We start from the raw sequence: 26,611 nt of genomic DNA, 5'->3' as shown, positions 1-26,611 counted from the left end.
TTCTTTCGTGGATCGGAAGATGTTGTGCCAGTGCAGTTCTCCGGGGCTTCTCGAACTCCCTCACTGCTGGCTACAAGTCTCGTACACCCACGAATGAATGAACATCACCACAAGCGGTGAAAACGGCCATCCCACATTGGGGCTCGCCGACGATCCCGGTCAAGCCGGATCGGACACCGCGGCGCTGTCCTTGCCGCGCGCCCAGCGGGGCAGGATGAAGACACCCTCCGCCTCGACGCAGACGCCATCCGGCCCGGACAGGTGCCCGGTGACGATGGTCTTGACGCCCTCGACGCGGTCGATGCGCGCCTCCGCGTGCAGCGCACCGAGCGGGGTGGGCCGACGGTAGCGCAGGGTCAGCGTCCCGGTCATCCCCGGCGCGCCCGCCGCCTCGGCCGCCGCGCCGAGCACCTGATCGAGCACGAGCGCGGACACACCCCCGTGCGTCAGCCCGGCGGGACCCTCGTACGCGGAACCGAGGTGGAAATCGACCCTCGCCCGGCCGTCCGGATCGCATTCCACGATCAGGGGCGGCGCCACCGCGTTGCGGAGCCCGGCCGCGGCATTGCCCCAGGCCCGCTTCTGCCCCGAGGCGCCCCACCGCACGCCGTAGGGTCCGGGATTGATGCGCTGACGCAGCAGACGCTTGGCGGACTCGATGTGCTCCAGCGCGGCCCGGACCTCTGGGTCGTCGACCTCGGTCAGCAGCGCGACCTCGATCAGCTCCCGGACACTGTCGGTGAGCGGCCCGTACAGTTCGGCCTGGCGCGCGATCTCGTCGTCGGACGCCTGGTCCTGGACGTACAGCAACTGCTGGCGAGCGATCGAATCAGTCACGGTGCCTCACTCGTACGGGAAGTGGGCGCCCGGGCCCCCGGGGTGGGGTCTGGAGACGTGCCCATCGTTCATCCGATATGCACTGTACATACGGTGTGCACGATGAACACCGCCGATGTGGCGGGCCACACAGTCTCCCCAGCGGCGTGACCGACCCGGGCAGCCCGTGGGTTTCCCGCTACGGGCAGAACACCAGCGGCCCGCCGCAACCCGGGCCCTGCTGGGGCGGCCGCGGCACGATCGCCGGGTCGTGCCACTGCCTCGGTGGCGGCGCGATCGGCCGACCCGGCACGACGGTCCGCAGGCGCTCGGGGGCAAGCGCCGATCCCTGATGCTTAGGCGGGATCAGGCAGCCGTTGGCGTCGGTCTGGGCATGCGGCCCCGCCAGGCACTCGGGCGGCGGAGGGGGCGGCGGCACGTCGGCCTGGGCGGCCGCGCCGCCGCCGACCGCGACGAGCGCGGCGGCGCCGAGCACGAGCAGCAGGGCCCGTGTGCGGGTCGCGAGAGCGGTACTCATGGGGAACTCCGGGTGACCTCGGGAAGGCACCGACGTGTGCGGGCCTCCGGTGTACTGCGAACACCGTCAACTCTGATGGGCCGGTTCGGCCGAATCCATCATCACCAGGGCGGAAGTCCCTCACCCGTGGGGCTGGGTCGCCGTGCCCGGATACGCGAAAACCCCCGTCCGCATGCCCGGACGGGGGTCCTCGACGGCCACACCACGAGGCGGCCGCGAGCTCCGACGCGAGGTCGGGTCGGCCGGTACCACCGCCCGACCGACCCGACCTGCTAACCCTTGCGCAGCAGGAAGGCCAGGACGGCCGTCTCGAACGCTTCCTTCTGCTCGATCATCGCCCAGTGCCCACAGTTGGGGAACACGTGCAGCTCGGCGTTGGGGATGGTGCGCATCGGGACCAGCGCCATGTCCAGCGGGCTGACGCGATCGTCGCGACCCCAGGTCAGCAGGGTCGGCGCCTTGACCTTGTGCATCATCGCCCACGGCGGCGGGGCGTCCGAGGCCTCCATCGCCTTCACCATCTGCACGAAGGCGGCCTTGCCGTACATCCGGCGGGCGCTGTCGAGGGTCTCCGGGTCGGTGGCCTGCACCCAGCGCTCCTCGATCAGTTCCTCGGTGACCATCGCGGGGTCGTAGACCATCGAGTTCAGCCACTGGATCAGGCGGTCACGGGTGGGCTCCTCGGTGAACTCCTGCAGCAGCTTGATGCCCTCGCCCGGGCCGGGGCTGAAGATGTTCTTGCCGATGCCACCGATGGTCACCAGGCGGCGCACCTTGTCCGGGTGGTTGATCGCGTAATTGATCGCGACACCGCCACCCATCGAGTTCCCGATGATGTCGACGCTGTCGAGGCCGAGGGCATCGACGAACTTGACCACCGCATCCTGTGCGGTGAACATCGGGTGCCCGCCGAAGTCGTCACTGACCCCGAAACCGGGGAACTCGAGGACCAGGCAGCGGAAGTGCTCGGCGAAGACACCGAGGTTGCCCCGGAAGTTGCGCCAGCCCGTCACGCCGGGACCCGAGCCGTGCAGGAGCAGCAGCGGGGGACCGTCACCGGCTTCGTGATAGCGCAGGACGCCCGCCTCCGTGGAGATCTCCCGAAGTGTGCCCTCGTAGCTCAGGTCCGATGTCATCGCCTACCTCCCTCTCGACAGGCGGTACCGGTCCGCCAGTGGTCACCGTCACATTGCCACCGCGAGCGCCGGACTCCCAGCTCGTGTTCCGGTCAGTGGGCAATCGGCCCCCGCGACGAGCGAAGGGCGCCGTCGTCCGGTGAACCGGAGGACGGCGCCCTTCTATCCGAGGGTCGGGATCAGTCGACGGTGGCCATGGCCGGCTCGCCGTCGACCTGGCTCGCCGGGACCTGCACCTGCTCGATCCGACGCGGCAGCAGCAGCGCCGCGACGAGGCAGGCCACCGCGGCGGCCGCCGCGATCAGGAAGGCGACCTGGAAGCCCTTGTCGGTGTAGAACACGAAGCCCCCGGTCATCTCCGGCGGGATCGGCGCGATGTGCGAGTTGTTCATGACGGTGAACGCGATGACCGGCAGCGCGGCCGGGAACACGCTCTGGAACACGCCGACGATGCTGGCGGTGGACGCCTGCAGCTGCGGCGGGACCGCCTCGATCAGCAGGTTGGGAACGGCCGCGTAGCCCATACCCATGCCGAGGCCGACCAGGCCTGCGAACAGGATCAGGGTGCCCTTGCTGTCGTGCGAGTACGCGGTGGCCGCGCAGCCGATCGCGGCCGAGACGGCGCCGATCGCCAGCAGCGGGCGCGGGCGGACGTTGCGGCCCACCAGGATTCCGACGATCAGGCCGCCGACGACGGTCAGCGCGCCGATCGGCGCCTGGAAGATCGCGAATCCCTCGGCGTCGACACCGAACCCGTAGCCGAGGCCCATGATCGCGGGCGTCATCGCCAGCATCGGGAGCAGCATGGTGTACAGGCCGCTGACGCCGTACATGAATCCGGCGGCGGTGGCGGTGAAGGCGACGGAGCGCTGGCGCAGCACCTTCAGGTCGATCAGCGGCTCCTTGACGGTGCCCGCGGTGACCAGCCACGCCACGACCAGCGCGATGCCACCGAGCAGGTAGATCAGAGTGGAGCCGGACTTCCAGCCCCAGGTCGGACCGAAGCTGATGCCGATCAGGATGCCGGCGATGCCGCCGCCCAGCAGGATCGCACCGAGGAAGTCGAGCCGCGAGCGCAGGCGAACCGGCGACTCGCTGGTGCTCACGAAGATCATCCCGCCCAGGACGACCAGGCCGATCACGAAGAACCAGAAGATGCTGCGGAAGCCGTGGTTGTCGATCAGCCAGCCGGTGATGAACGGTGCCGGGATGGCGATCAGGCCCATGCCGCTGGTCGCGATGCTCACCGCGAGCGCCACCGTCTTGGCCGGGAACACGTCACGGATGAGCGAGTAGCTCAGGAACAGGCAGGGGATGAGCAGGCCGGTCAGGCAGCGACCCGCGATCAGCACCGCGTAGCTCGAGGCGACGGCGGAGAGGAAAGATCCCAGGGCCGCGATGGCGATGCACGCCAGCAGCAGCTTGCGCTTGCCGTACATGTCGGCGAGCTTGCCGACGAGCGGTGCGGCCATTGCACCGACCAAAAGGAACGCCGTGAGCAGCCAGGCACCCTGGGTGGTCTGGTAGTGCGCCGCGATGGACGGCAGCGCCATCGAGATCATCATGTAGCTGATCGCGAGCATCTCGAGAACGAGCACGATCGAGGCCAGGGAGAAGATCAGGCGCGGCGTCCACCGCTGCGGGAGTGCGTCCTGAACCTGCGGCGGCAATGAACCGCCGGGTTGAGCTGGAGCGACCATCATCGGGTCCTTTCGGGTGAATCCACGGAACTCGTTGTCGGAGACCGACAAGGGTTCGAGCCGGGCATGTGGTGGTTGTTCACATTCACCAGGTGCTTGCCGACTGAATGTGTAATCGACATCACAGTTCCTCGAGGGCCCCTCGCACCATCCGTTGTTCCGCCCAGCGGGAGAACGGCGCCATTCACGGTCCTTTTCCACCCTGAAAGCCGTGGTAAACGGCAAATCGGGCGCGTAGCAGAGTCTGCCGGGAGCGGCCACGAGGCGCTCGTCACGTCGCCGCGACCGGAGGGGCGCGGAGTCTAGGCCGGCGCCCGCGCCACCGAGTCACGATCTCCCGCCCAGCGGTACGAGATCCGTTCTCCTGCTGCGTGATCCGGGGCCGGGACGGCCGGATGCTGCACTACGAGGGCGGCCTGTTCCCGGCTGACGCTGGAGTTCCTCGGCCGGTAGCCGAAACGACAGCGACCCAGTGTCACATCCGGATCGTCAGATGATCCGGATGTGACACTGGGTCACTTGGGGATTGGTCAGCAGGACTCGGCTACGCGAGCTGTCCGGGCACCGGGTAGCTGCGCAGCGAGTCGGTCTCGATCACTCCCTTGATCGCTGCCTGCTCGATGGAGTCCTTCAACGCCGAGCACGTCGGGATCCAGTTGCTGTGCTCGCCGAGCGCGGCCCGACGGGCGAACTCCGGGCACGCCGACTCCGCGTCGTCGAGCCACTGCACGCTGGTGTGGGTGGGGCTGTACTTCTCCACCAACACCCGGTTGCCGCAGCTGGTGCAGCTCAATTCCTGCATGACAAAGCCTCTTTCCCTGCTAGGCCTCGGCCGCGTGCCGGGCGCCGATGTAGCCGAAAGCCATGGCGGGGCCGATCGTGGCGCCCGCACCGGCGTAGTCGTTGCCCATCACCGCGGCGGAGGTGTTGCCGGTGGCGTAGAGGCCCTCGATGACGCCCCCATCGGTGCGCAACACCTGGGCCTTCTCGTTGTAGACCAGACCACCCTTGGTGCCGAGGTCGCCTGCGCGCACGCGCAGCGCGTAGTACGGGCCCTTGTCGAGCACGTCCAGCGTCGGCTGGGGCAGGCTCGGGTCGCCGTAGTAGTTGTCGTACGCGCTGACGCCCCGGTCGAAGTCCTCGTCCCGGCCCGCCCGCGCGAATCCGTTGTACCGCTGGACGGTGTCGGCGAGGGCGGACACCGGGACGTCGATCTTGGCCGCGAGCTCCTCGACGGTCTCGGCGACCTGGATGAGACCGCTGTCGAGCCAGGCCTTCGGGAACTTCTGCCCTGGCATGATTCCGCAGATCGGGTACCGGTTCTTCGCCTTGGCGTCGAAGACGAACCAGGTGGGCTCGTGCCCGCCGGCCAGCTGGGCGTGCACGAAGTTGACGTACGGCGACGCCTCGTTGGTGAATCGCTTGCCGTTCTGGTCGACGATGATCGAACGCGGGATCGAGCGCTCCGAGACCAGCACCTGGTTGATGCCGTCGGGTCGCCGGAACGACGGCATCCACCAGGCATCGTCCATGAGATCAATTGCGGCACCCAGCTTCTCGCCCGCAACGATGCCGTCACCGGTGTTCTCCACCGCGGCCGCACTGAAGTTGTCGCGGCCACCCTCGGGCAGGTAGCGCTTGCGCATGTCCTCGTTGTACTCGAACCCGCCGGTGGCGAGCAGCACGCCGCGGCGGGCACGGATCCGCACCTCCCGGCCGTCCCGTTCGGCGACCACGCCGACCACCGCACCGGACTCGTCGGTGACCAGCGACTGCAGCGCGGTGTTCAGCCACAGCGGCACCCCGGCATCCTTGAGCGCCAGCCGCAGCCGGGCGATCAGCGCGCGGCCGAGGGTGTCTATGTTGCGGCGCAGGATGATCGCCTTCACCGCGCGCAGGCCCGTGAGCAGCGCGGTCCACTTCGCCTTCCAGGTCCGCGTCACCATGTTCAGCTGCACGAAGTCCTTGGAGGTGATGAACAGCCCGGGCGGGGTCGCCAACGCGGCCGGGCGCAGCAGCGCCTCGTCCTCGCCGAGCTCCTTGAGGTTCACCGGGAGCGGCTCGATGGTGCGACCCTTCGGCCGGCCGCCGGGCTCCTCGGGGTGGTAGTCGGAGTAGCCCGTGCACCACTGGAAGCGCATGTGCCTGCTCGAGGTCTCCAGGAACTCGAGCATGCGGGGGCCCTCGTCGATGAACGCGTCGAGGTTCTTCGACGGCACCCGGTCGCCGACCACGGCGTCCAGGTACGCACGCACGTCCGCGCGCGAGTCGCCGAGTCCCTCACGGACGAGCAGCGGGTTGTTGGGAGCCCAGATGCCGCCGCCGGACAGTGCGGTCGTGCCGCCGTACACAGCGGCCTTCTCGATGACCAGGGTGTCCAGGCCCTTGTCCTCGGCAGCGAGGGCGCCGGTCAGGCCGCCGCAGCCGCTGCCGACGACGAGGAAGTCGACCTCGTGATCCCAGGATTGTTCGCTGGCAGACATACGCTCTCTCTTGGGTGCTCAGCCGAAGCTGATGTCGTCCTGCGACCAGAAGGCGCGCATGCTGGTGATCCGAGCCTCGTCGTCGAAGGTCATGACGTCGATCGGTTCGATCGTGATGGTCTGCTCGCCGGTGTCGGTGACCACCCGGAACGCGAAGGCGGCAGAGTTGCCCGCGACCCGGAGGGAGAGCAGTTCGGTCTTGTTCTGCACGGCGTCCAGGGCGCTGTAGAACTTCTCGATGGCCGCGCGACCGACGTGGGGCTCACTGCCGACCGGATCCTCGAGCGTCGCGTCGTCCGCGTACAGCGCGGCGATGTCGGCGGAGGTCCCGCCCCCGACCGCGTCGAGGTACTTCGACACCGTCGAACGGATGTCGTCTGCTGAGGCCATGATCTCTCCCGGGAATATGGGTACGGTCGGTACATGTGACGGTAGCCACAGGGGCCCGTCCTTGCCCCCCGGCTCTCCCGCCCAGCGGGAGAGCCTCTGACCGCCGGAATAGAGGTGCCGCAATGTCCGGTACGGTCCACCGGTTATGACCGTCGGCGACATCACCCCCGACACGATCTGGGCGGTACTGAGCGAGTCCGCCCGGCGTCACGGCGACCGCGAGGCCGTGGTGGACGGACGGGAGCGGCTCACCTACGAGCAGCTCGCGGCGTCGGCATTCCAGGCGGGGATGGCGCTGGCCGCCGCCGGCATCCGGCACGGCGACCGCATCGCCCTGTGGGCGCCCAACTCGGTGCGGTGGGCGGTGGTCGCTCTCGGCGCCCACTCCATCGGCGCGGTGGTGGTGCCGATCAACACCAGGGCCCGCGGCGCCGAGGCCGCACACCTGCTGCGCACCACCCGGAGCAAGATGCTCTTCGTCGACGACGGGTTCCTCGGCACCGGCTACGCCGCGATGCTCCGGGCCGCCGCGGGGGAGTCCGGGCCGGACCGACCGGTCCTCGGCCTCCCGGACCTGCAACAGGTCGTCGACTTCCACCGGGAACCGGACCTGCACATCACGAGCTGGGCGCAGCTCCTCGGGCGCGCGACGACCCCTCGCCCCGTCGACCTGCACGCGCCCCACTCGGTGGCGCCGCCCCGCCCCACCGACGTCGCGTACATCATGTCGACCTCGGGCTCCACCGGCCGGGCCAAGGGTGTTGTGCTCCGACACGGGCAACTCGTCCGGGTGTACCGGTCCCTGTCCGAGCGGCTGGGGATCGGCCGCGGCGACCGGATCCTGGGCGTGACCCCGCTCTCGCACTCGTTCGGCCTCAACGCCGGCCTGCTCGCGGCGCTGGCGGCGGGCGGCTGCTACGTCGCCGTGGACGTGTTCGACCCGGCCGCCGCGCTCACCCGGATCGCGACCGAACGGATCACCGTGTTGTCCGGTCCGCCAACGATGTTCACCGACCTGATCGCGGCATCGCCGGAGGGCGGACCGGCGGCGGCGCACACCCCGCGACTCGCCGTCACCGGCGCGGCGACGGTCGCGGCGCCACTGCTGGACCGGATTCGACACGTGCTGGGCATCCCCCTGATCGTCACCGGCTACGGGCTCACCGAGGCGAGCGGCACGGTGACCGCGAGATACCCGGAATCACAGACCGTTTCGCTCGCCGCGCCGCCGCTGCCCGGGGTGGAGCTGAGGGTGGTCGACGCCGACGGTGCCGCCGTCGCCGAAGGTGTCGCGGGTGAGGTCCTGGTGCGCGGGTTCAACGTGATGTCGGGCTATTTCGAGGACGAGGCGGCCACCGCGAAGGCCCTCGACGGGGACGGCTGGCTGCACACCGGCGACGTCGGCGTGCTCGTGGCCGGCGAACTGCGGATCATCGACCGCATCGGCGAGATGTTCATCGTCGGGGGATTCAACGTGTACCCCTCGGAGGTGGAGCAGGTGCTGAGCCGGCACCCGGCGGTCGGCGAGGTCGCCGTCGTCGGGGTGCCCGACGAGCGCCTCGGGGAGCGCGGGATCGCGTATGCGGTCCCGCGCCCGGGCCACAGCGTGACCGGGCCGCAGCTCGTCGAGCACTGCCGCGGCTCGCTCGCGGGCTACAAGGTTCCCGCCGAGGTGGTCCTGCTCAGCGAGATGCCGCGGATCGCCGCGGGCAAACCCTCACGGCGGGCCCTGCGAGAGTTGGCCCTGCAGCGACGGGCGGAGCGTCACCCCAACATGTCGGTGTGACGGTACCCAGGATTCTGGGATGGTCACCGGGCCGGCCTGCCGGGACGCTCGATGCATGCCGAACACCGATACACCCTTTCCCCGTAACACCGACACTGCCGCGAGGCGAGCGGCCCTCCGGTTGCCGCGAACCGCGCGCCTGGCGCTGGCCGCCTCCGTCGCGGTCACCCTCGCCGGTTGCGGCACGGCCGCCGGGTCCGACGATCGCGGGGGGACCTTCTTCGGTCCCTCGCACGACCTCGGGCGCGGGACCTCGAAGACGTACGTGAACCTGGACACCGACGGCAATCCCACCGAGGTGGGCCTGCGGATCTCGGAATCCGCGCTCGACGGTCTGCCCAGCGGCCCCGACGCCCGACCACAGATGCTGATGCTCGACCTGCCGGACGAGGCGTCCGACACCGTCTTCGAGTCGGTCATGCTCGACTGGAACCCCAACGGACACGAACCCCAGATCCTCTGGGGCAAACCGCACTTCGACATGCACTTCTACCTCACCGACATGGCAGAGGTACACGCCATCGACCCCGCCGACCCCGACTTCGCCGCCAAGGCCGCGCGCCTGCCCGACCCGAAGTACATCCCGCGGGACTACGTGACCCCGCCGGGACCGCCCGCCGCGAACGCCGTGCCGGCCATGGGCCTGCACTGGAACGACGCCACCGACGGCCTGATCCCGGGCTCCTTCGACTTCACGGAGGTACTGCTCAACGGGTCCTGGGACGGCCAGTTCACGTTCATCGAGCCGATGATGACCCGCGAGTGGCTGCTGACCAGGCCCACGCTCCGGGAGGACCTCAAGCTGCCGCAGGCCTATCCGAAGTCCGGCTACTCACCCACCACGTACAACGTCCGATTCGACGACGAGGCGGGCGAGTATGTCGTCGCGCTCGGCGGGTTGACGATGCGCGAGCAGTCCTGACCGGCGGGCGGGTTCTACTCCGAGAACCCGCCGAACCCGCCCTTGAAGAACAGCAGCGGCCGGCCGTCGGCGTCCGCGGTCAGGTCGGTGATGCGGGCGAGCACGATGGTGTGGTCGCCCGCATCGTGCTCGAGCTCGACGGTGGCCTCGATCCGGGCGAGCGCGCCGCCGAGGGCCGGGGCGCCGTTGCCCGCCGGGCTCCAGTCGACGGTGGCGAACTTGTCCCCGCCGCTCACCGCGAAGGTCGAGCACACGTCCTTCTGGTCGTGCGCGAGGATGTTGATGCACAGCTCGCCGGCCTCCCGCAGGAGCGGCCAGCTGGTGGAGGTCTTCGCGGGGCAGAACGAGATGTAGGGCGGATCCAGCGACACCGACACCACCGACTGGCAGGCGAATCCGAGGGGACGTTCGCCGTCGTGGGCGGCGATCACGGCGACCCCGGTGCAGAAGTGCCCCATCACCTTCCTCAGCGTGGCGGCGTCGGGCGCCGAGAGGGCGTCCTGCTCGACGACGGCTGTGGTCTCTGCGCTCATTGCTGTTCCTCCTGATGAAACGGGCAACACCCAGGATCGGATGCCGATGTGCGCCGCGCCATCCGCTGTCCCGGTCAGCGGTAGCTTGCCCTAACTGGGTCGGGTGTCCAATTGTTAGGCTTCCGTCGTGGCATCGACCGAATCGGCCTCCGAGTCTGATCTCCCCAATCTGCCCGCCACGAGCTGGGCGGTACTCGGCATGCTCGCATTCGAGGAGGAACTGTCCGGCTACGAGCTCAAGAAGTGGGCCGACTGGAGCATCAAGTTCTTCTACTGGAGCCCGTCCTTCAGCCAGGTCTACACGGAGCTGAAGAAGCTCGAGAAGCACGGCTTCGTCACCTCTCGGGTCCAGCACGACAACGGGGTGCGGGGCCGTCGGCTGTACAAGATCACCGAATCCGGCACCGCGGCGGTACGGCGGTGGTCGAACGAGGCACCGATCGACCCGCCCATACTCAAACACGGTGTGATGCTTCGCATCTGGCTCGGGCACCTGAACAAGCCGGAGCGGCTCAAGGAGATCCTGCGCGAGCACATCGAGTACGTGACGAAGATGGAGCGGCGGGCGGCCGCCGATGCCACCGGGGCCGACAAGGAACCGGCCTGGGCATACTCGCAGATCGTGCTGCGGTGGTCCGAGCGCTACTACGCCGCCGAGCGCGAGCTGGCCGAGCAGTTGATCGCCGACATCGACAAGGCCGACGCCGTCCTCGCCCAGGTCAAGGACGGGGACGACGCCGGCTTCCCGAAACCCACCCCGGGCGCCTGGCGCCAGGTGGAGCTGGAGACCGACGCGGAGAACCCCGACCTGGAGTGAGCCCTACCGGGCCGGCCCGAGAAGTTCGCGCAGGTCCGCCCACGCCTGCTTCTGGGCGGTGCGCGCCAGCGCCAGCATGCCCATCGTCATGAAGCCGTGAATCGCTCCGTCGTATCGCCGATGGTTCACCGGGACACCTTCGGCAGCAAGGGCTTTCGCGTATGCGTCGCCCTCCGAGCAGAGCGGGTCACAGCCCGCGGTGATCACCACGGCGGGAGGCAGGCCGCCGAGTTGCGCGCGCAGCGGGGAGGCATGGGGGTGATCCCGATCCTCGACCGGGACGTACTGGTCCCAGTACCACTGCATCGCGGCGCGGGTGTTGAAGTGACCGGTCGCGAACTCCCGGTAGGAGTCGGTCTCGAAGTCCGCGGCGATCACCGGGTACAGCAGCAGCTGTGCCGCGATGGCCGGGCCGCTCCGGTCGCGCGCCATCAGCGCGGTGACCGCGGCCAGGTTGCCGCCGGCACTGTCGCCGGCCACCACCAGTCGGCCGGCATCACCACCGAGTTCCTCGGCGTGCTCGGCCGCCCACGTCGCCACGGCGTGGACGTCCTCGGCCGCCGCAGGCCACCGCACCTCGGGGGCCAGCCGGTAGTCGACCGACACCACGATCGCGCCGACGCCGTTCGCCATCGACCGGCAGATCCCGTCGTGGGTGTCCAGGTCGCAGAACACGAATCCACCGCCGTGCGCGAACACGACGATCGGAACCCCCGCCTCGGGGGAGTCGGCGGGCCAGTAGATCCGAACCGGGAGGTCCGAGCCGGGGCCGGGGACCACGCGCTCGGACACCCTAGCGACCTGCTCCGGCTGATCGGGCAGCGTCAGCCTGGCGCGGATCGCGGCACGGGCCTGCGCGCCGGTCATGGTCTCGACCTTCGGGAATCCGGCATCCAGCGCGTCGAGAATCGCCGCCACCTCGGCGTCGGGGCTCATGCGGGCAGCCGCTCGGGCAGCGGCGAGGACGCGGGACGTCGTCCCGCCGCCGGTCCACCGAGCAGCGGCCGCGCCTGCTGCTGGAGGGTCGGCTGCACGCGGACGGGACCGCCCTCGACGTTGCGCCAGATGCCGAGCGCCGTCATCCGCACGGGCGCGGCGAGCCGGTGGTCGAGCTTCATCTGCGCGACCGGTCCGCAGATCGAGACCGCCGCGACGGCGTCGCCGATGTTGCCGATCGGGGCCGCGACGCAGCCGAATCCGGGGACCGACTCCTCACGCTCGAACGCGATGCCATGTTCGCGAACCCGGGCCAGTTCGGTGCGCAGCTGCGCGCCGGTCGCGATCGAGTACCGGGTCTTGCGGCCGGGCAGCTCCGCGTCCACCGCGGGCAGCCGCGACTCGTCGGAGAACGCCAGGATCGCCTTGCCGACGCTCGTACAGTGCGCCGGCTGCCGGCCACCGACGCGGGTCGGGATCGCCGCCGCGACCGGGCCGCCGATCTTCTCGAGGTAGACGACATCGGGTCCGTCGAGCACGGCGAGGTGCACCACGTGACCGGTGACCCGGTGCAGCTCGTGCAGGAACGGCAGCGCGGCCCGATGCAGCCGATCCTGATGGACCGCCAGGGAGCCGAGCTCCACCAGCCGCATGCCGAGCTCGTAGTCACGGCCCTGCCTGCGCAGCCAGCGGAGGTGGACGAGCCGCTCGAGCATCCGGTGCGCAGAGGACCGCGGCAACCCGGTGCGCCGGACCACCTGAGCGAGGGTCAACCGTCCCGGGCCGTCGAAGGCATCCAGAACGAGCGAGACGCGATCGAGCACGGCGCTCGGGGTGCTGGCGTCGACCAAAGTTGTCATGGGGTCCTCCGGATTCCTTGGCGGCTCGGCCGCCGGGATGGTGCGACGATCGGCTGGGGGTCCGACCGGGGTGTTTCGATTAGGAATATGACTATTGATAGCACGAGCTTGTGTCGGCTGTCACACACGACCGCACGGTTCGTTTCGTGTCACGGAACGCCAAAGGGCCCCGGATCGAGTGACTCGACCCGGGGCCCTTGCGGTTGACCAGCAGTTATTGCCCGTTCAGTGGGATCCGCCCTTGGCGGCGAAGCGGCCCGCCCGGCGCGAAAAAAGTTCGCCGCAGCCCGGGGAGATGCCGCTTTCGGCGCCCCTGCGGACCGTCCGCCAGCGAATCGGTGCGCCGCGGACGGACCCGGAATCGGGTCCCGCTCCGGCCGATCGAGCGACCGTCGCGCCCTCTCGATCGGGCCCGGATACACCTCGCGCGCGGACCCGGTGCTCGTGCGCTGGTGAGGCACACGAGCGGTGGGACCGCGCGCGACGTGGGTGGGCTGTGGCTACATCGCCGCCAGGGGCTCGCTGCCGGACCAGTCGTGGCCCCAGTAGCTGTCGGCGGTGATCTCTTCGGCGGAGTAGTACTTCTCGTCCACCCGCATGCCCTCGGTTCCGAACTCGACGTCCCAGCCTCCGGGCGCACGAACGTAGAACGAGACCATCTTGTCGTTGGTGTGCCTGCCCAGCGTCGAGGAGACGGAGAACCCGTCCTTCACGACGCGGTCGAGCGCCTGGCCGACCGCGTCGAGGGTGTCGACCTCGACCATGATGTGCACCAGGCCGGGCGCGCCGCCGTGCGGGGCCGGGCACAGCGCCAGGCTGTGGTGGCGCTCGTTGACGCCCATGAAACGCACCCGCATCGGGCCGAACTCCGGCGGAGCCGGGATGCGGAAGGCGCCGCGCGGCAGGAAGCCGAGCACCTCGGTGTAGAAGTCGAAGCTGCCGTTCGGGTCCATCGTCGGCAACACGACGTGGCCGAGGCCCTGCGCGCCGGTGACGAACTTGGCCCCGAAGGGCGTGACGACCGGGCTGTGGTCGAGCACCGCACCGTGGAAGATCTCGAGGGTCGCGCCGGTCGGATCCTGGAAGGTGATGACCTCCTCCACGCGGCGGGCGTCGGCCTCCTCGACGGAGAGAGGCTTGACCGCGATGCCTGCGGCCTCGACGGCCTTCTGCACGCGCACGAGCGCGGCGTGGTCGCGGACCTCCCAGCCGATGGTGACGATCTCGTCGGTGTCGCCGGGGACGACCACCATGCGAGCGGCACGCTCGTCCATCCGCAGGTAGAGGGCGTTCTCGTCCGGTCCGCTGCCCTCGGCGAAGCCGAGCACCTCGAACGCGAACTTACGCCAGCGCTCCATGTCGTTGGTCTGGACCTTGACGTAGCCCAGTGCCTTGATATCGGTCATTCTCTTGTCCTTCTTGATGATTGGGGTGGTGGACGGCGCTGCGTCAGATCATCGACTTGAGGTTGTCGGCCGGGTCGAGGCCGAGCGAGCTCACCGCGGAGGCGTGGTAGACGGTGCTGGGCACGTGGATGGCGTGGGCCAGACCCGCGTGCGCGTCACGCCAGTACCGCTGCAGCGGCTTGTCCATCCGGAGCGCGTTGCCGCCGGAGCGGGCGAAGATCTGGTCGACGGCACCGACCGCGCGCCAGGCGGCACGCACCTGGGTGCGGCGACCGGCGGCACGGTCCGCGAAGGAGACCTCCTTGCCGGACTCGACGATGTCCCACATCTTGTCGACGTTCGCCAGCAGTTCCTGGCGGGCGGCGTTGATGTCCGCGGCGGCCTCGCCGATCGCGAAGAGCACGTACGGGTCGTCCTTGACCGCGGTGCCCTGCGCACCGACCCGGTCACGCTGGTAGTCCAGGTGCGCGGCCAGCGCACCCTCGGCGATGCCGATGACCGCGGAGGAGATGCCGAGCGGGAACATGTTGGACCACGGCATCTTGTACAGGGTCTCGGTCATGCCGGCGTTCTTCTGCGCGGTCCCGTTGATCACCTCGTCGCCGTCCATCACCCGGTAGGAGGGCACGAAGGCATCCCGCACGATGATGTCCTTGGACCCGGTTCCCTTGAGGCCCACGACGTTCCAGGAGTCCTCGACGATCTCGTAGTCCTTGCGCGGCAGGATCATGTGCAGCATCCGCGGCGGCAGCGCCATGTTGCCGTCCTTGTCGCCTTCCATGGCGCCGAGGAAGATCCAGTCACAGTGATCGGTGCCGGAGGAGAACTGCCAGCGACCGTTGAAGATGTATCCGCCGTCGACCGGCTTGGCGATCCCGGTCGGGGCGTAGGGGGAGGCCACCCAGGTGTTGTCGTCCGCGCCCCAGATCTCCTCCTGCACCTTCGGGTCCGCGAAAGCCAGCTGCCACGGGTGCACACCGACGATGCCGCACACCCAGCCGGTGGCCGGGTCGAGCGAGGCGGCCTTCATCACGGTCTCGGAGAAGGCACGCGGGTGCGCCTCGAATCCGCCGTACTGCTTGGGCTGCAGCTGCTTGATCGGGCCGGCAGCCTTGAGCAGCTTCGCAGTCTCGTCGGGAAGCCGACCGATCCGCTCCGCCTCGGTCGCCTGATCGCGGATCTGATCCGCGATCTCGATGAGATTGTCGAGTGCCTTGTTGGTCATCGTGGTGTTCCTTCTTGTCTATCGGTAGATCGTGGGCAGGTCGGGCGGATGGGTCAGGCGTTGGCCTGGATGGGGACGATGCCGTTGGCGATGTTCTCGGCGACCTCCGCCTCCCAGCTCTGCACGGCGCGGTCGGTGTCGATCTCGAACTCGAAGCGCTTGGTCATGTCCTCGGTGACGTCCTCGACGTCGACGTAGAACTGCTTGTACCAGCGGCGCAGCTGGTAGACCGGGCCGTCCTCCTCGGACAGCAACGGGTTGTCGATGGGCGCCTTGTTCTTCCAGATCTTGACGTCCTGCTCGAAGCCCATCTCGACGCCCTCGGCGAACTGCTTCGCCATGCCCTCGGCCGCCTCGTCCGACATGCCCTGGGGCTTCTTGACCATCGCGCCGTACTGCAGCACGAAGGAGTTCTCGTCGACCGGGTAGTGGCAGTTGACGAGCACCGTCTCGATCGTCATGCCCTGGGCATCGCTCCACAGCCAGTCGATCATGTAGGACGGGCCGAAGTACGAGGCGTCCGATCGGAGGGTGGAGTTCGGGTCGTCGTAGCTGGTGCCGACCGAGATGTCGTGGCGCGGGGTCGACCGCATGTACTGGGTGGCGACGTGGCCCTCGAAGACGTTCTTGAAGAATCGCGGGAACGAGTAGTGCACGTAGAAGAAGTGCGCCATGTCCACGACGTTGTCGACGATCTCGCGGCAGTGCGAGCCCTCGATCAGCATGGAGTTCCAGGTCAAGGCGGTCCACTCGTCGGAACCGAAGCCCTCGATCTCGGGGATCGTCACCTCGTCGGTGGGCTTGCTGCCCTGCGGGTCGTGCCACACGTACAGCTGACCGTTGCGCTCGAGCGTCGGCCAGCTGCGGGTGCGCGCGAGCGGGGGAACGCGGCGGGCGTAGGGGATGTCGGTGCACTTGCCGTTACCGCCCCAGCGCCAGTCGTGGAACGGGCAGGCGATGGAGTCACCCTTGACGGTGCCCTGGGCGAGGTTGCCGCCCATGTGCCGGCAGAACGCGTCGAGGACGTTGATCTTGCCGTCGGACTCGGACGCGAACACGACCAGAGACGTGCCGAAGGCCTTGACCTCGTGCGGCTTTCCGTCCTGGAAGGTCTTCAGCAGGCCCAGGCAGTGCCAACCACGGGCAAACCGGGTAGGGGCCGCCGCCGCCTCGATCATCCTGACCTCGTCGGCTTCGGACTTGGATTGCAGCGCCATCGCTACCTCTTCTCTCACGCTCGAGACAAACGCGCCCGAGTCACGCACTGATGTGATGAGCCTCATAATTCGGGGCGGCGGCATGCGAGTTCATGGGGCCTTCCCGCTGACCGGGACGATTTCGCCCCCGCCCAGCAAGCCGGTGCCCGGAGCCTCCCGATCAGCGGGAAGAGGACGCCGGGCGGACCGCGCGCCGACCTACCGTCGCGGTATCCGAACTGATCGAAGGAGGTGCGGATCGATGATCACCACAACCGCGGCGAGCACCGTGGGTGCACCGTTCACCGGTGTCACCGTAGACCTGGAGCGCGGCAAGATCCTCGAGTTCGCGGAGGCCACCCGCTCCACCCACGCCGCGTACCGCGACGCCGAGCGCCCGGTGGTGCCGCCGACCTACCTCTGCTTCGAAGGGTTCGTGCCCGGGTCGGCACGGCCGGATCTGCAGGCCCTGCCCGCCGAGCAGGACTGCCGCTTCTTCGGACCCCCGCCGCGGGCGGGCGACCGACTCAACGTCCACTCGCGCGGCAGTGAGTCCGAGCAACTGACCGAGTTCCGCGACGCCGAGGGCCGGCTGATCGCCGACTCCTGGACGCACGGCTCGGCAACCGACGCGATCGCCTCCGGCCTGCTGGCCAACTACGCCACCGACTGGCTGGGCCCGGAGTCGGTGCGGCGGTTCCGAACCCGTTTCCTCGAGCCGGTGGCGGCGGGCGACACCCTGGACTGCTCCGGCGAGGTGCTGCAGGAGTACGTCCAGGACGGCGAGCCGCGGGTGGACGTCGTGCTCACCGCGACCAGGCCCGGCGGTGCGGTCGCCGCCAAGGCGTGGGCGACGTTCGCCCGGGCTAGTTGAGCGGGCGCGGGTAGCCGAGCCGGGCGGCGCCCGCCCCGGCCTTGTTCAGCGCCCACTCCAGCGGTCCGCGACCGACACAGGTGCGCCACAGCGTGGCGAAGACCGGGGGAACCACCACGAACCAGAGCAGGGTCGTCCACGACTGGGTGAACGAATCGCTGCGCAACAGCACCGCCAGCGCCACGATGTGCCCGGCGTAGATCGTCAGCGGCATCGCACCGAGCGCGGCCACCGGCGTGAGGAGGCGGGGGACCGCCCGCCCCGCGAGCAGGCACAGGCCGAGGACCGCGAGGGCCACGCCGCCGGAACCGACGACCTCGAACGGGGTGCCGCTGTGCGGTGAACTGGTGAGCATCCACTGCCAGGGATCGGTGCTGACGACGCCGAAGCTCCCGGTGCGGAGCAGGTCCCCGAGCATCTGCGCACCCTCGCCCGGCATCATGTCGTCCAGGTACGCCACCAGGGCGTTCTTCCCGCCGAACAGGTTCAGCGCCACCCAGGACCCGCCGAGCCCGAGCACGGCCAGCGCCGAGCCGAGCGCGACCAGGACGACCCCCGCCCGCTCGCGCCGCAGGCCCCAGCGGCCGATGGCCATGCCCGCCAGCAGGAACGGCACCCAGGTGAGCACCGGGTAGGCGCCCTCGAGCAGGATCACCGAGCCGAGGTGCCGGACCCCGTCGATCGAGGTGAGCATGTCGAACCGCGCGGTCTCGCCGAAGGTGTCGGGGAGCGCCATCCGCGAGCGGATGGCGAACGAGAGCAGGGGGCCCGCGACGGCCGCCACGGCCGCGGCGCCCGCCAGTGCCTGCCAGCTCAGGCGCAGCAGCGGCAGGGCGATCAGGAAGAGCACCGCGTACGACGCGAGGATCACCATGACGGGGGAGCCGAGCTGGGTCAGGATCAGCGCCAGCGCGAACAGGGCCAGCGCTCGTGCGGCGATGGACCTGCGCGCCGCGGCGAGGTCGCGGCCCGCGGGCGGGTGCGGGCCCCCGGTGGTCAGCGCGAGGGACACCCCGGCGAGCACCGCGAACAGGATCGCGGAGCGGCCGCTGAGCGCGAAGAAGGCGAGGTCGCCGATCTGTTCGGCGGTGGCGGTGTGCACGGCGATCATGCCGAGCACAGCGAGCCCCCGCGCGACGTCGACGCCCACCATCCGGGGGAGTGGGCGAGGGGTCGCCGGGGCCGCTGCCGGGGACTGGAGCTGGGTCATCGCATACCTTCGGTCGCGTTGTCGTTGTCGTACGAACCGAAGGTATTGCCGCGACGACCCCGCCGTCGTCAGGCGTGGAGCTGATTGCGGGTCCGACCGGGGTATGACCCCGGCCGGACCGCAGGCGACGGGTCAGCGGGTGACCATGTCCTCCGGACCCCAGATCGCCTTCATCGTGGTGATCTTCGCGTCGTCGTCGAAGGTCATCACGTCGATGACGGAGATCTCCACCTTCTGATCACCCATGATGGTGGTGAGGGTGAAGTTGAAGGCTGCGGTGCCCGCCGCGATCTTCACGACCCCGAGCTCGGCGGTCTGCTCGAGCGGCTCGATGATGCCGTAGAACTCGCGGATCGACTCCTCGGTGGTCCGCGGGTCGGTGCCCACCGGGTCCTCGACGGTCGCGCCGGGCGCGTACAGCGCGAGCACGTCGTCGACGGTGCCGCCGGCCACCGACTTCACGTAGCTCTCGATGGTGTTCAGGATGTCGTCGCGTGATGCCGCCATGCCGGTACCCCTTCATTGTTAGAACCTGTTCTAGCTGGGAGGGTACCGGCGTCGCCGACGGGATTCCACGGAACGGAGCTCGACACCGAACCGGCGGCGCGACCGGTTCGACCGGATTGTCCGGAGTAGGTCGGCAACGGGACCCGATATCGAGGCCGTGCGCACCGAAAGCCGTTCGGGCCGTGGCTTTCCGGTGCTATCGTGCCGCGCATGCCTAAGCAGCGCGGGGGTCTGTGGGTTCAGTGGGGTGTCGCCGTTCTCGCGGTGACCGTGGCGATCGGGAGTGGTGTCTCCGCCGGCCCGGCGAGGGCCCAGTCCTCCGGCAGCGCGGGCGGCGAGGGGTCGATCGGCACCGGATCGCTGACCGACGGCACCGGCTCCGACGGCACGCTCCTGAACGGGACGACGCTGGTCACCGGCTCGCTCGGCACCGGCTCGGCCGCCGGGTCACCACTGGGGTCCGCGATTCCGGGCGTGGTCGGGTCGGTGATCCCGGAGCCGGACCTCGACCCGCCGGGCCTCGAGACGCTGCGCGCCGAGATGCTGCCCAAACCGGTCGGGGACCAGTTCTTCGACGAGTACCCGCCCGGACTGCCCGGCATGACCAACGGCCAGGTCATCGAGACCCGTGATGTGACGCCGGCCGCCCGAGCGCTCCTGCGCGGGCCGGTGCGGGAGGTGCGCCAGATCAAGGTGAAGAGCACCGACTCGGCCGGCGATCCGTCGTTCGCGACCGCGACGCTCGTCGTGCCGGCCACGCCCTGGCCCGGTCCGGGACCGCGGCCGATCCTGGTCAACAACGTGCCGATCAACGGGCTCGGGCGGACCTGCACCCCGGGCTACACCCTGGAGAACGGGATCACACCCTCGGAGAACTTCCTCGAGCTGCTCCGGCCCGTCACCACGAAGGCCGAGGAGCGCGGCTACGCGGTACTCATCCCCGACCACGAGGGCCCCCGGATGGCATACGCCGAACCCTTCGTCGCCGGGCACGCGATCCTCGACACCATCCGCGGCGTCCGCGGCGTGTTCCCCGCCGAGTTCGGCAGCAGCAAGGTCGCCATGATGGGCTACTCCGGCGGCGCGATCGCGACGCACGGCGCGGTCAAGCTGATCGACTCGTACGCCCCCGAGCTGTCCGGTGACATCGTGGGCGCCGCGCTCGGCGGCATACCCGCCGACTTCGAGATGCTCGGACGCACCATGAACGGCAACCTCGCCGGGGGACTGTTCCTCGCGGCGGTGTTCGGGATCTCGCGGGAGAACCCCGAGATCCTCCCGCTGATCAACAGTCTCGGACAGCGGCTGGCCATCACCCGCATCAAGGACCAGTGCGCGAACACCCTCGCCGTCACCGGCGTGCTCGGGGTCCCGGTCGAGTTGCTCGCGAATGTGAAGCGTGCACTGGATTCGCCTGTCGCACATGACATCTACGCGAGGATGAAGATGGCGGACCGCAAGTCCGGCACCCCGCTGTACATCTACAACGGCGGTCAGGAGTTCTGGATCCCGGCGCTCGGCGCACGCAACCTGTACGACGAGCAGTGCGGCTACGGCGTGCGCGCGTTGTACCGGCAGGTACCCGGCGAACACATCCTCGGCGAACTCACCGGGAATTCCGGGGCATTCGACTGGGTCGACGCCCGGCTGCGCGGGGAACCGGCGCCGAGCGAGTGCTGAGGCGCTTCGCGCTCGTGCGCGGTTAGCGGGTCTCTGGACTCGCTAACCGCGCACGGGCGGCGCAGCCGCCTACCTACTTGACGATGTTCACCATCTTGCCGGGCACCACGATCACCTTGCGGGGCGCATTGCCCTCCAGGATCGCGACGATCTTCTCGTCCGCCAGCGCCGCGGCCTCGATGGACTTCGGGTCGGCATCGGCGGCCACGGTGAGCCGGCTGCGCAGCTTTCCGTTGACCTGGATCGGGTACTCGACGGTGTCGTCGACCAGCCACTTGTCCTCGGCCAGCGGGAACGGTCCGTGCGCGAGCGAGCGCTCGTGCCCGAGCCGGGACCACAGCTCCTCGGCCAGGTGCGGGGCGAGCGGGCCGAGCATCAGCACCAGCGGCTCGACCGCCGACCGCGGCGCCCCGTTCGGGTACTCCTTGGTCAGGTGGTTGTTCAGCTCGATCAGCTTGGCCGCCGCGGTGTTGTCGCGCAGCGCGGCGTAGTCCGCGTTGACGCCGTCGATCGTCTTGTTCAGCACGCGCAGCGTGTCGTCGGACGGCGTCTCGTCGGTGACGCGGAGCGCGCCGGTCTCCTCGTTCACCACGGTGCGCCAGACGCGCTGCAGGAACCGGTGCGACCCGACGACATCCTTGGTGGCCCAGGGCCGCGAGGTGTCCAGCGGACCCATCGACATCTCGTACACGCGCAGGGTGTCCGCGCCGTACTCCTCGCAGATCTCGTCCGGCGCAACGGAATTCTTCAGGGACTTGCCCATCTTGCCGTGCTCGCGATGGACGGGCTCGTCGCCGTGGAAGTACTTGCCGTCGCGCTCGGTCACCTCCTCCGCGGGCACGTAGACGCCACGCGAGTCGGTGTACGCCCAGGCCTGGATGTAGCCCTGGTTGTAGAGGCGTCGGTACGGCTCGCTCGAGCTGACGTATCCGAGGTCGAAGAGGACCTTGTGCCAGAACCGTGAGTACAGCAGGTGCAGCACCGCGTGCTCGACGCCGCCGACGTACAGGTCGACGCCGCCCGGGTCGTTCGGGCCGTGCAGCTCGGGCCGCGGACCCATCCAGTACTGCTCGTTCTCCTTGGCGCAGAACTCGTCGCTGTTGGTCGGGTCGATGTAGCGCAGCTGGTACCAGGAGCTGCCCGCCCACTGCGGCATCACGTTGGTGTCGCGGTGGTAGCTCCGCAGCCCGTCACCGAGATCAAGCTCGACGTTCACCCAGTCGGCGGCCTTCGCCAGCGGCGGGGACGGCTCGGAGTTCTCGTCGTTCGGGTCGAAGGAGACCGGCGCGTAGTCCTCGACCTCCGGGAGTTCCACGGGCAGCATCGATTCCGGCAGCGGGTGCGCGACCCCGTCCTCGCCGTAGACGATCGGGAAGGGCTCGCCCCAGTACCGCTGCCGGGCGAAGAGCCAGTCCCGCAGCTTGTACTGGATGGTGCCCTTGCCGTCGCCGTCCGCCTCCAGCCGCTCGATGACGGCCTTCTTCGCGGCCGCGACGTCGAGCCCGTTCAGGTAGTCGCTGTTGACCAGGGGGCCGTCACCGACGTAGGCGCCCTCGGTGATGTCGCCGCCAGCGATCACCTCGACGATGTCGAGGCCGAACGTGGTGGCGAACTCCCAGTCCCGGTGGTCGTGACCCGGCACCGCCATGATCGCGCCGGTGCCGTAGCCGGTGAGCACGTAGTCCGCGATGAAGATCGGGAGCCGGTGTCCGTTGACGGGATTCACCGCGTACTCGCCGAGGAAGACGCCCGTCTTCTCCTTGTTCTCCTGCCGCTCCAGGTCCGTCTTCGCGGAAATGGAGGCGCGGTAGGCGGCGACGGCCTCGGCCGGGGTGGCGGCACCGCCGGTCCACCGGGGGTCCACGTCATCGGCATAGGTGCCGGACGCCAACTGGTCGACCAGCTCGTGCTCGGGGGCGAGCGTGACATAGGTGGCACCGAACAGGGTGTCCGGCCGGGTGGTGAAGACCTCGATCGCGACGTCGTCGAGCGCGGGGTCCACACCGAAGCGGACCTGGGCGCCGTGCGAGCGTCCGATCCAGTTGCGCTGCATGGTCTTGACCTTGTCCGGCCAATCCAGGTACTCGAGGTCGTCGACGAGACGGTCCGAGTAGGCGGTGATCCGCATCATCCACTGCTGCAGGTGCTTACGGAACACCGGGAAGTTCCCGCGGTCGCTGCGGCCGTCCGCGGTGACCTCCTCGTTGGCCAGCACCGTACCCAGACCGGGGCACCAGTTGACCATCGAATCCGACCGGTAGACGAGGCGATACGAGTCGATCACGGCACGGCGCTCGCCCGCGTCGAGCGCGGACCAGGCCCGGCCGTCCTCGGCGGTGCGGGCTCCGGACTCGAACTCCGCCTCGAGCTCCGCGATCGGGCGGGCCCGCTTGAGGTCCGCGTCGTACCAGGCGTTGAAGATCTGCAGGAAGATCCACTGCGTCCAGTGATAGAAGTCCACGTCGGTGGTGGCCAGCGAGCGCCGCTCATCGTGTCCGAGCCCGAGACGGCGCAGCTGCCGCTTCATGTTCTCGATGTTCGACTCGGTGGTGGTGCGCGGGTGGGTGCCCGTCTGGACCGCGTACTGCTCGGCGGGCAGGCCGAAGGCGTCGTAGCCGAGGGTGTGCAGCACGTTGTGCCCGTGCATGCGGTGGTAGCGCGCGAACACGTCGGTCGCGATGTAGCCGAGCGGGTGCCCGACGTGCAGGCCCGAGCCGGACGGGTACGGGAACATGTCCTGGACGAAGAGCTTGTCCGCGGGCAGCTCCCCGGCGAGATCGCCGACCGGGTTCGGCGCGTTGAAGGTGCCGCGCTCGCTCCACAGCTCCTGCCACCGCCGCTCGATCCGACCCGCGAGCTCCGCGGTGTATCGGTGCTGGGGGGTGGCGTCGTCCGCTGGCTGCTGCACTGGCTCGGTCACGTGGTTCGCTATCTACTCTGCGCTGAGCTCGGGGTCTCAGGGCTGGTTCTCGGGCAGGGATTACCGTCGACCAGCCTAAAGCGTCACCCGAACAGCCCCGGTCATCGGTCCCCGCCTACCCTGGACCCGTGGTCATCGTCGCAACCGTGCTGTTCGTAGTCGCCCTCGCCGCCGGCGGGGTGGCGGTCGCCGGGATCACCGGCCGGCTGCCTCGCAACCGCTGGGCCGGGGTCACCACCCCCGAGACCCTCGCCAGCGACGACGCCTTCCGTCTCGCCAACCGCATCGCCGCGCCCACCATGGCCGCCGCCGCGGTGCTGCTGGTCATCGGCGGTTTGGGCGCCCTCGCCTTCGGCACGGCCGGCGGGCTGCTCTCCGTCGCCGTCGCGGTGGTCGCGGCCCTGGCCACGGCCGGGTACGGCGGCAGCATGGGCGCCCGCGCCGCCGCGGCAGCGGCCCCGGCCGGGGGCTGCGGCCACGACTGCGGCTGCGGCAGCCCCACGGAGCCCGCCGCGGAGGACCCCGCCGACGCCGCGGCCGCCGCGGACTGCGGCATGGACTCCTGCGGGTCCTGCGCCCTCAAGGGCGCCTGCCTGCCGAGCTGAGCGGGTCTGCACGCGGCCGCCTGGTTGAATCGGCGCCCATGAGCAATTCCCGGACCTTCGATCCGGCCGGCGTCCTGTTCGGCATCGGTGTGCCCGCGCTCGCGGCCGCCGTCGGCCTGACGCTCACCCTCCTCTGGGCCCCTCGCCTGCCCGACAACATCGCCACGCACTGGTCCGGGACCGACCCCGACGGCTACAGCACGCCGTGGTCGCTGGCGTGGACCATGGTGATCGTCATCGTCCTGGTCGGATGCGGCGCCAGCGCGATCGCCGCGCTCGCGGGCGCCCTCCTGATGATGCGCCGCACCATGCTGCTCGTCGGCCTGACCGTGGTCGGCCTGCTGCTCACGCTGTGGATCGCGCTGCTGGCCGCCCAGCTGGACCTGGCATCGGCCGTGAGCGCGGAGCTGCCGATGACGTGGATCGGGCTCGGCATCGGGGCGGGCGCGGCAGTGGGGTTGGTCGGCGCGTCGACGCTGCGCGATCACCGCGAACGATCCGCGGCCACCATGGCGCCGGATCCGCGACTGCCGCGCGGGCCGGTGAACCTGCCGATCACCCTGCGGCTCGGACTCGGGCCCGCGACCACCGCGGTGCTGGTCGGTGTCGGCGCGGCGATCACCGCCGGGCTGTGCGCGCGGGCCGGCTCGTGGTGGCCCTTGGCGGTCTTCGTTCCGGTGTCCCTCCTCGCGGTCGGGCTGCTGCGCTTCCGCGTCACCCTCGACGAGACGGGGCTGTGGGTGCGCAACATGGGCATGACCGCGGTCGGCTACGGCGTCGAGGAGCTGGTCGGGGCGGACGTCGAGGAGGTGAACCCGTCCCGGGATTTCGGCGGCTGGGGGCTGCGCCTCAAGGGCCGCGGCAACTACGGCCTGGTCACCACGACCGGGCCCGCGGTGGTCTTCACCGCCGCGAACGGGCAACGGCTGACGGTCACCACGCCGCGGGCCGAGGAGCTGGCCGGCGCCCTCAACGCCCTGGCGGACCGGCGGTTGGGCGGCGCCTGACGCGTCCCTCGGGCAATGCCTGCTCGGCGTCGCCGAGGGCCGGATTACCGTTACCCATGTGAAGTTCTTGAGCAGGTTCTACATCGACGGGTTCATCCTGTCGATCATCGCGGTGGCCGTCGTGGCCAGCGTCTTCCCGGCATCCGGCGGCGGCCAGACCGTGCTGGATTGGGCCACCAAGATCGCGATCGCGTTGCTGTTCCTGCTCTACGGCGCCCGGTTGCACCCCCGCGAGGCGCTCGAGGGACTCAGGCACTGGCGGCTGCACTCGGTGGTGCTGGCGTCGACCTACCTGCTCTTCCCGCTGATCGGCCTCGCGCTGCGCGTGCTGGCCCCCACGGTCCTCACCGACGAGCTGTACACGGGCGTGCTCTACATGTGCCTGGTTCCCTCGACCGTCCAGTCGTCCATCGCGTTCACCTCGATCGCGCGCGGCAACGTCGCGGGGGCGGTCGTCAGCGCGTCGTTCTCGAACCTCATCGGGGTGTTCGTCACCCCGCTGCTGGTGATCCTGCTGATGAACACCACCGGCGAGGCGACCATCGACGCGTCCTCGATCGTCGACATCGTGCTGCAGCTACTGCTGCCGTTCGTCATCGGCCAGCTGATCCGGCCGTGGGTGACCGGTTGGCTGCGGAGATACGCCGAACCGACCAAGCTCGTCGACCGAGGGTCAATCCTGCTGGTGGTGTACTCCGCATTCAGCGCGGGCATGAACGAGCACGCGTGGACCGGGCTGTCCGCCTGGCGGGTACTGGCACTGGTCGCGGTCTGCTGCGCGATCCTCGCGATCGTGCTCGGGGTGACGGCCGTCGCCGGATGCGCGCTCGGCTTCTCGCGGCCGGACCGCATCGTGATCCTCTTCTGCGGCTCCAAGAAGTCCCTCGCCACCGGCCTGCCGATGGCCTCGGTGCTGTTCGCCGGGCAGCCGGTCGGCCTGATCGTGCTGCCGCTGATGGTCTTCCACCAGATCCAGCTGATCGTGTGCGCGGCGCTGGCGCAGCGGTTCGCCCGCCGCCAGGACCCCGCGCTGGAGGGCTCGGCGCCCGGCCGGTGAACCCGAC

24 protein-coding genes are annotated in these 26,611 nt (G+C 69.6%); 8 read left to right on the top strand and 16 right to left on the bottom strand.

The genetic code is table 11. The annotated features are described in order from the left end of the window. Nucleotides 1-159 precede the first annotated feature (159 nt). From ACFQS9_RS11210 to ACFQS9_RS11180, 7 genes are all read right to left on the bottom strand, one after another. On the bottom strand, nucleotides 160-837 hold the full coding sequence (locus ACFQS9_RS11210) for a PaaI family thioesterase (protein WP_378404514.1): 678 nt from the start codon (nucleotides 835-837) through the stop codon (nucleotides 160-162). Between the two features lie 178 nt (nucleotides 838-1,015). Continuing rightward, a complete protein-coding gene (locus ACFQS9_RS11205; protein ID WP_378404512.1) occupies nucleotides 1,016-1,354 on the bottom strand; it encodes a hypothetical protein in 339 nt (112 codons plus the stop codon). A gap of 272 nt (nucleotides 1,355-1,626) precedes the next feature. Beyond that, nucleotides 1,627-2,490, bottom strand: a complete 864-nt coding sequence (locus ACFQS9_RS11200; RefSeq protein WP_378404510.1) for an alpha/beta fold hydrolase — start codon at nucleotides 2,488-2,490, stop codon at nucleotides 1,627-1,629. Nucleotides 2,491-2,669: 179 nt separating this feature from the next. Then, nucleotides 2,670-4,190, bottom strand: coding sequence for an MFS transporter (locus ACFQS9_RS11195; RefSeq protein WP_378404508.1), 1,521 nt, complete (start codon nucleotides 4,188-4,190; stop codon nucleotides 2,670-2,672). Nucleotides 4,191-4,734: 544 nt separating this feature from the next. Further along, the gene (locus ACFQS9_RS11190; RefSeq protein WP_378404506.1) at nucleotides 4,735-4,992 is read right to left on the bottom strand and encodes a hypothetical protein; all 258 of its coding nucleotides are present in this window, start codon (nucleotides 4,990-4,992) and stop codon (nucleotides 4,735-4,737) included. Between the two features lie 19 nt (nucleotides 4,993-5,011). Next, nucleotides 5,012-6,673 (bottom strand): FAD-binding protein, encoded by a 1,662-nt coding sequence (locus tag ACFQS9_RS11185; RefSeq protein ID WP_378404504.1) that lies wholly within the window; start codon nucleotides 6,671-6,673, stop codon nucleotides 5,012-5,014. A gap of 18 nt (nucleotides 6,674-6,691) precedes the next feature. Further along, complete coding sequence (locus ACFQS9_RS11180; RefSeq protein WP_378404502.1) at nucleotides 6,692-7,063, bottom strand: nuclear transport factor 2 family protein; 372 nt, start codon at nucleotides 7,061-7,063, stop codon at nucleotides 6,692-6,694. A 145-nt stretch (nucleotides 7,064-7,208) separates the two neighbouring features. Here ACFQS9_RS11180 and ACFQS9_RS11175 point away from each other — a divergent pair, with 145 nt between their 5' ends. Then, nucleotides 7,209-8,849 carry an AMP-binding protein gene (locus ACFQS9_RS11175; protein ID WP_378404500.1) on the top strand — a complete coding sequence of 547 codons (1,641 nt, stop codon included), beginning with the start codon at nucleotides 7,209-7,211 and terminating at the stop codon, nucleotides 8,847-8,849. A 55-nt stretch (nucleotides 8,850-8,904) separates the two neighbouring features. After that, nucleotides 8,905-9,771, top strand: a complete 867-nt coding sequence (locus ACFQS9_RS11170) for a DUF5602 domain-containing protein (protein ID WP_378404498.1) — start codon at nucleotides 8,905-8,907, stop codon at nucleotides 9,769-9,771. Between the two features lie 14 nt (nucleotides 9,772-9,785). Here the strand turns inward: ACFQS9_RS11170 and ACFQS9_RS11165 are convergent, their stop codons facing one another. After that, nucleotides 9,786-10,304, bottom strand: coding sequence for a flavin reductase family protein (locus ACFQS9_RS11165; RefSeq protein WP_378404496.1), 519 nt, complete (start codon nucleotides 10,302-10,304; stop codon nucleotides 9,786-9,788). Nucleotides 10,305-10,503: 199 nt separating this feature from the next. Here ACFQS9_RS11165 and ACFQS9_RS11160 point away from each other — a divergent pair, with 199 nt between their 5' ends. Next, nucleotides 10,504-11,121 (top strand): PadR family transcriptional regulator, encoded by a 618-nt coding sequence (locus ACFQS9_RS11160; protein ID WP_378404629.1) that lies wholly within the window; start codon nucleotides 10,504-10,506, stop codon nucleotides 11,119-11,121. Between the two features lie 3 nt (nucleotides 11,122-11,124). On the opposite strand, the gene ACFQS9_RS11155 is transcribed toward ACFQS9_RS11160, so the two are convergent. The 5 genes from ACFQS9_RS11155 to ACFQS9_RS11135 form a co-directional block, all read right to left on the bottom strand. Continuing rightward, nucleotides 11,125-12,057, bottom strand: coding sequence for an alpha/beta hydrolase (locus ACFQS9_RS11155; protein ID WP_378404494.1), 933 nt, complete (start codon nucleotides 12,055-12,057; stop codon nucleotides 11,125-11,127). After that, a complete protein-coding gene (locus ACFQS9_RS11150) occupies nucleotides 12,054-12,917 on the bottom strand; it encodes an IclR family transcriptional regulator (RefSeq protein ID WP_378404492.1) in 864 nt (287 codons plus the stop codon). The genes ACFQS9_RS11155 and ACFQS9_RS11150 overlap by 4 nt, the downstream gene beginning before the upstream one ends. Nucleotides 12,918-13,417: 500 nt before the next feature. Further along, nucleotides 13,418-14,323: a biphenyl-2,3-diol 1,2-dioxygenase gene (bphC, locus tag ACFQS9_RS11145; protein WP_378404490.1), complete on the bottom strand. Its 906-nt coding sequence runs from the start codon at nucleotides 14,321-14,323 to the stop codon at nucleotides 13,418-13,420. A 43-nt stretch (nucleotides 14,324-14,366) separates the two neighbouring features. Next, nucleotides 14,367-15,548, bottom strand: a complete 1,182-nt coding sequence (locus ACFQS9_RS11140) for an acyl-CoA dehydrogenase family protein (RefSeq protein ID WP_378404489.1) — start codon at nucleotides 15,546-15,548, stop codon at nucleotides 14,367-14,369. A 53-nt stretch (nucleotides 15,549-15,601) separates the two neighbouring features. Further along, nucleotides 15,602-16,765: a Rieske 2Fe-2S domain-containing protein gene (locus tag ACFQS9_RS11135; protein ID WP_378404487.1), complete on the bottom strand. Its 1,164-nt coding sequence runs from the start codon at nucleotides 16,763-16,765 to the stop codon at nucleotides 15,602-15,604. Between the two features lie 241 nt (nucleotides 16,766-17,006). On the opposite strand from ACFQS9_RS11135, the gene ACFQS9_RS11130 reads away from it, so the two are divergent. Next, nucleotides 17,007-17,618: an FAS1-like dehydratase domain-containing protein gene (locus ACFQS9_RS11130; protein ID WP_378404485.1), complete on the top strand. Its 612-nt coding sequence runs from the start codon at nucleotides 17,007-17,009 to the stop codon at nucleotides 17,616-17,618. Here ACFQS9_RS11130 and ACFQS9_RS11125 read toward each other — a convergent pair. Both ACFQS9_RS11125 and ACFQS9_RS11120 read right to left on the bottom strand, forming a co-directional pair. Beyond that, the gene (locus ACFQS9_RS11125; protein WP_378404483.1) at nucleotides 17,611-18,828 is read right to left on the bottom strand and encodes a heparan-alpha-glucosaminide N-acetyltransferase domain-containing protein; all 1,218 of its coding nucleotides are present in this window, start codon (nucleotides 18,826-18,828) and stop codon (nucleotides 17,611-17,613) included. The two genes, ACFQS9_RS11130 and ACFQS9_RS11125, sit on opposite strands and share 8 nt — an antisense overlap. Nucleotides 18,829-18,960: 132 nt before the next feature. Then, a complete protein-coding gene (locus tag ACFQS9_RS11120; protein ID WP_378404481.1) occupies nucleotides 18,961-19,335 on the bottom strand; it encodes a nuclear transport factor 2 family protein in 375 nt (124 codons plus the stop codon). 210 nt (nucleotides 19,336-19,545) lie between these two features. On the opposite strand from ACFQS9_RS11120, the gene ACFQS9_RS11115 reads away from it, so the two are divergent. Beyond that, entirely contained in the window at nucleotides 19,546-21,015 is a 1,470-nt protein-coding gene (locus tag ACFQS9_RS11115; RefSeq protein ID WP_378404479.1) for a lipase family protein, read from the top strand. A gap of 73 nt (nucleotides 21,016-21,088) precedes the next feature. Here ACFQS9_RS11115 and leuS read toward each other — a convergent pair whose 3' ends face one another. Then, nucleotides 21,089-23,935 carry a leucine--tRNA ligase gene (gene leuS / locus ACFQS9_RS11110; RefSeq protein WP_378404477.1) on the bottom strand — a complete coding sequence of 949 codons (2,847 nt, stop codon included), beginning with the start codon at nucleotides 23,933-23,935 and terminating at the stop codon, nucleotides 21,089-21,091. 128 nt (nucleotides 23,936-24,063) lie between these two features. Between leuS and ACFQS9_RS11105 the strand changes: the two genes are divergently transcribed. Genes ACFQS9_RS11105 through ACFQS9_RS11095 form a run of 3 tightly spaced genes read left to right on the top strand, consistent with a single transcriptional unit; the run spans nucleotide 24,064 to nucleotide 26,604 of the window. Further along, nucleotides 24,064-24,540, top strand: a complete 477-nt coding sequence (locus ACFQS9_RS11105) for an SdpI family protein (RefSeq protein ID WP_378404475.1) — start codon at nucleotides 24,064-24,066, stop codon at nucleotides 24,538-24,540. 38 nt (nucleotides 24,541-24,578) lie between these two features. Next, complete coding sequence (locus tag ACFQS9_RS11100; protein WP_378404473.1) at nucleotides 24,579-25,547, top strand: DUF1648 domain-containing protein; 969 nt, start codon at nucleotides 24,579-24,581, stop codon at nucleotides 25,545-25,547. A gap of 58 nt (nucleotides 25,548-25,605) precedes the next feature. Further along, a complete protein-coding gene (locus ACFQS9_RS11095) occupies nucleotides 25,606-26,604 on the top strand; it encodes a bile acid:sodium symporter family protein (RefSeq protein ID WP_378404471.1) in 999 nt (332 codons plus the stop codon). The last annotated feature ends 7 nt before the right edge of the window (nucleotides 26,605-26,611 follow it).

Origin of the sequence: Rhodococcus daqingensis (genome assembly GCF_042665615.1) — a bacterium.
GTDB classification, from domain to species: Bacteria; Actinomycetota; Actinomycetes; order Mycobacteriales; family Mycobacteriaceae; genus Rhodococcus_G; species Rhodococcus_G daqingensis.
Note: the sequence above shows the minus strand (reverse complement) of the source record. Positions and strands in the feature narration are given on the sequence as shown.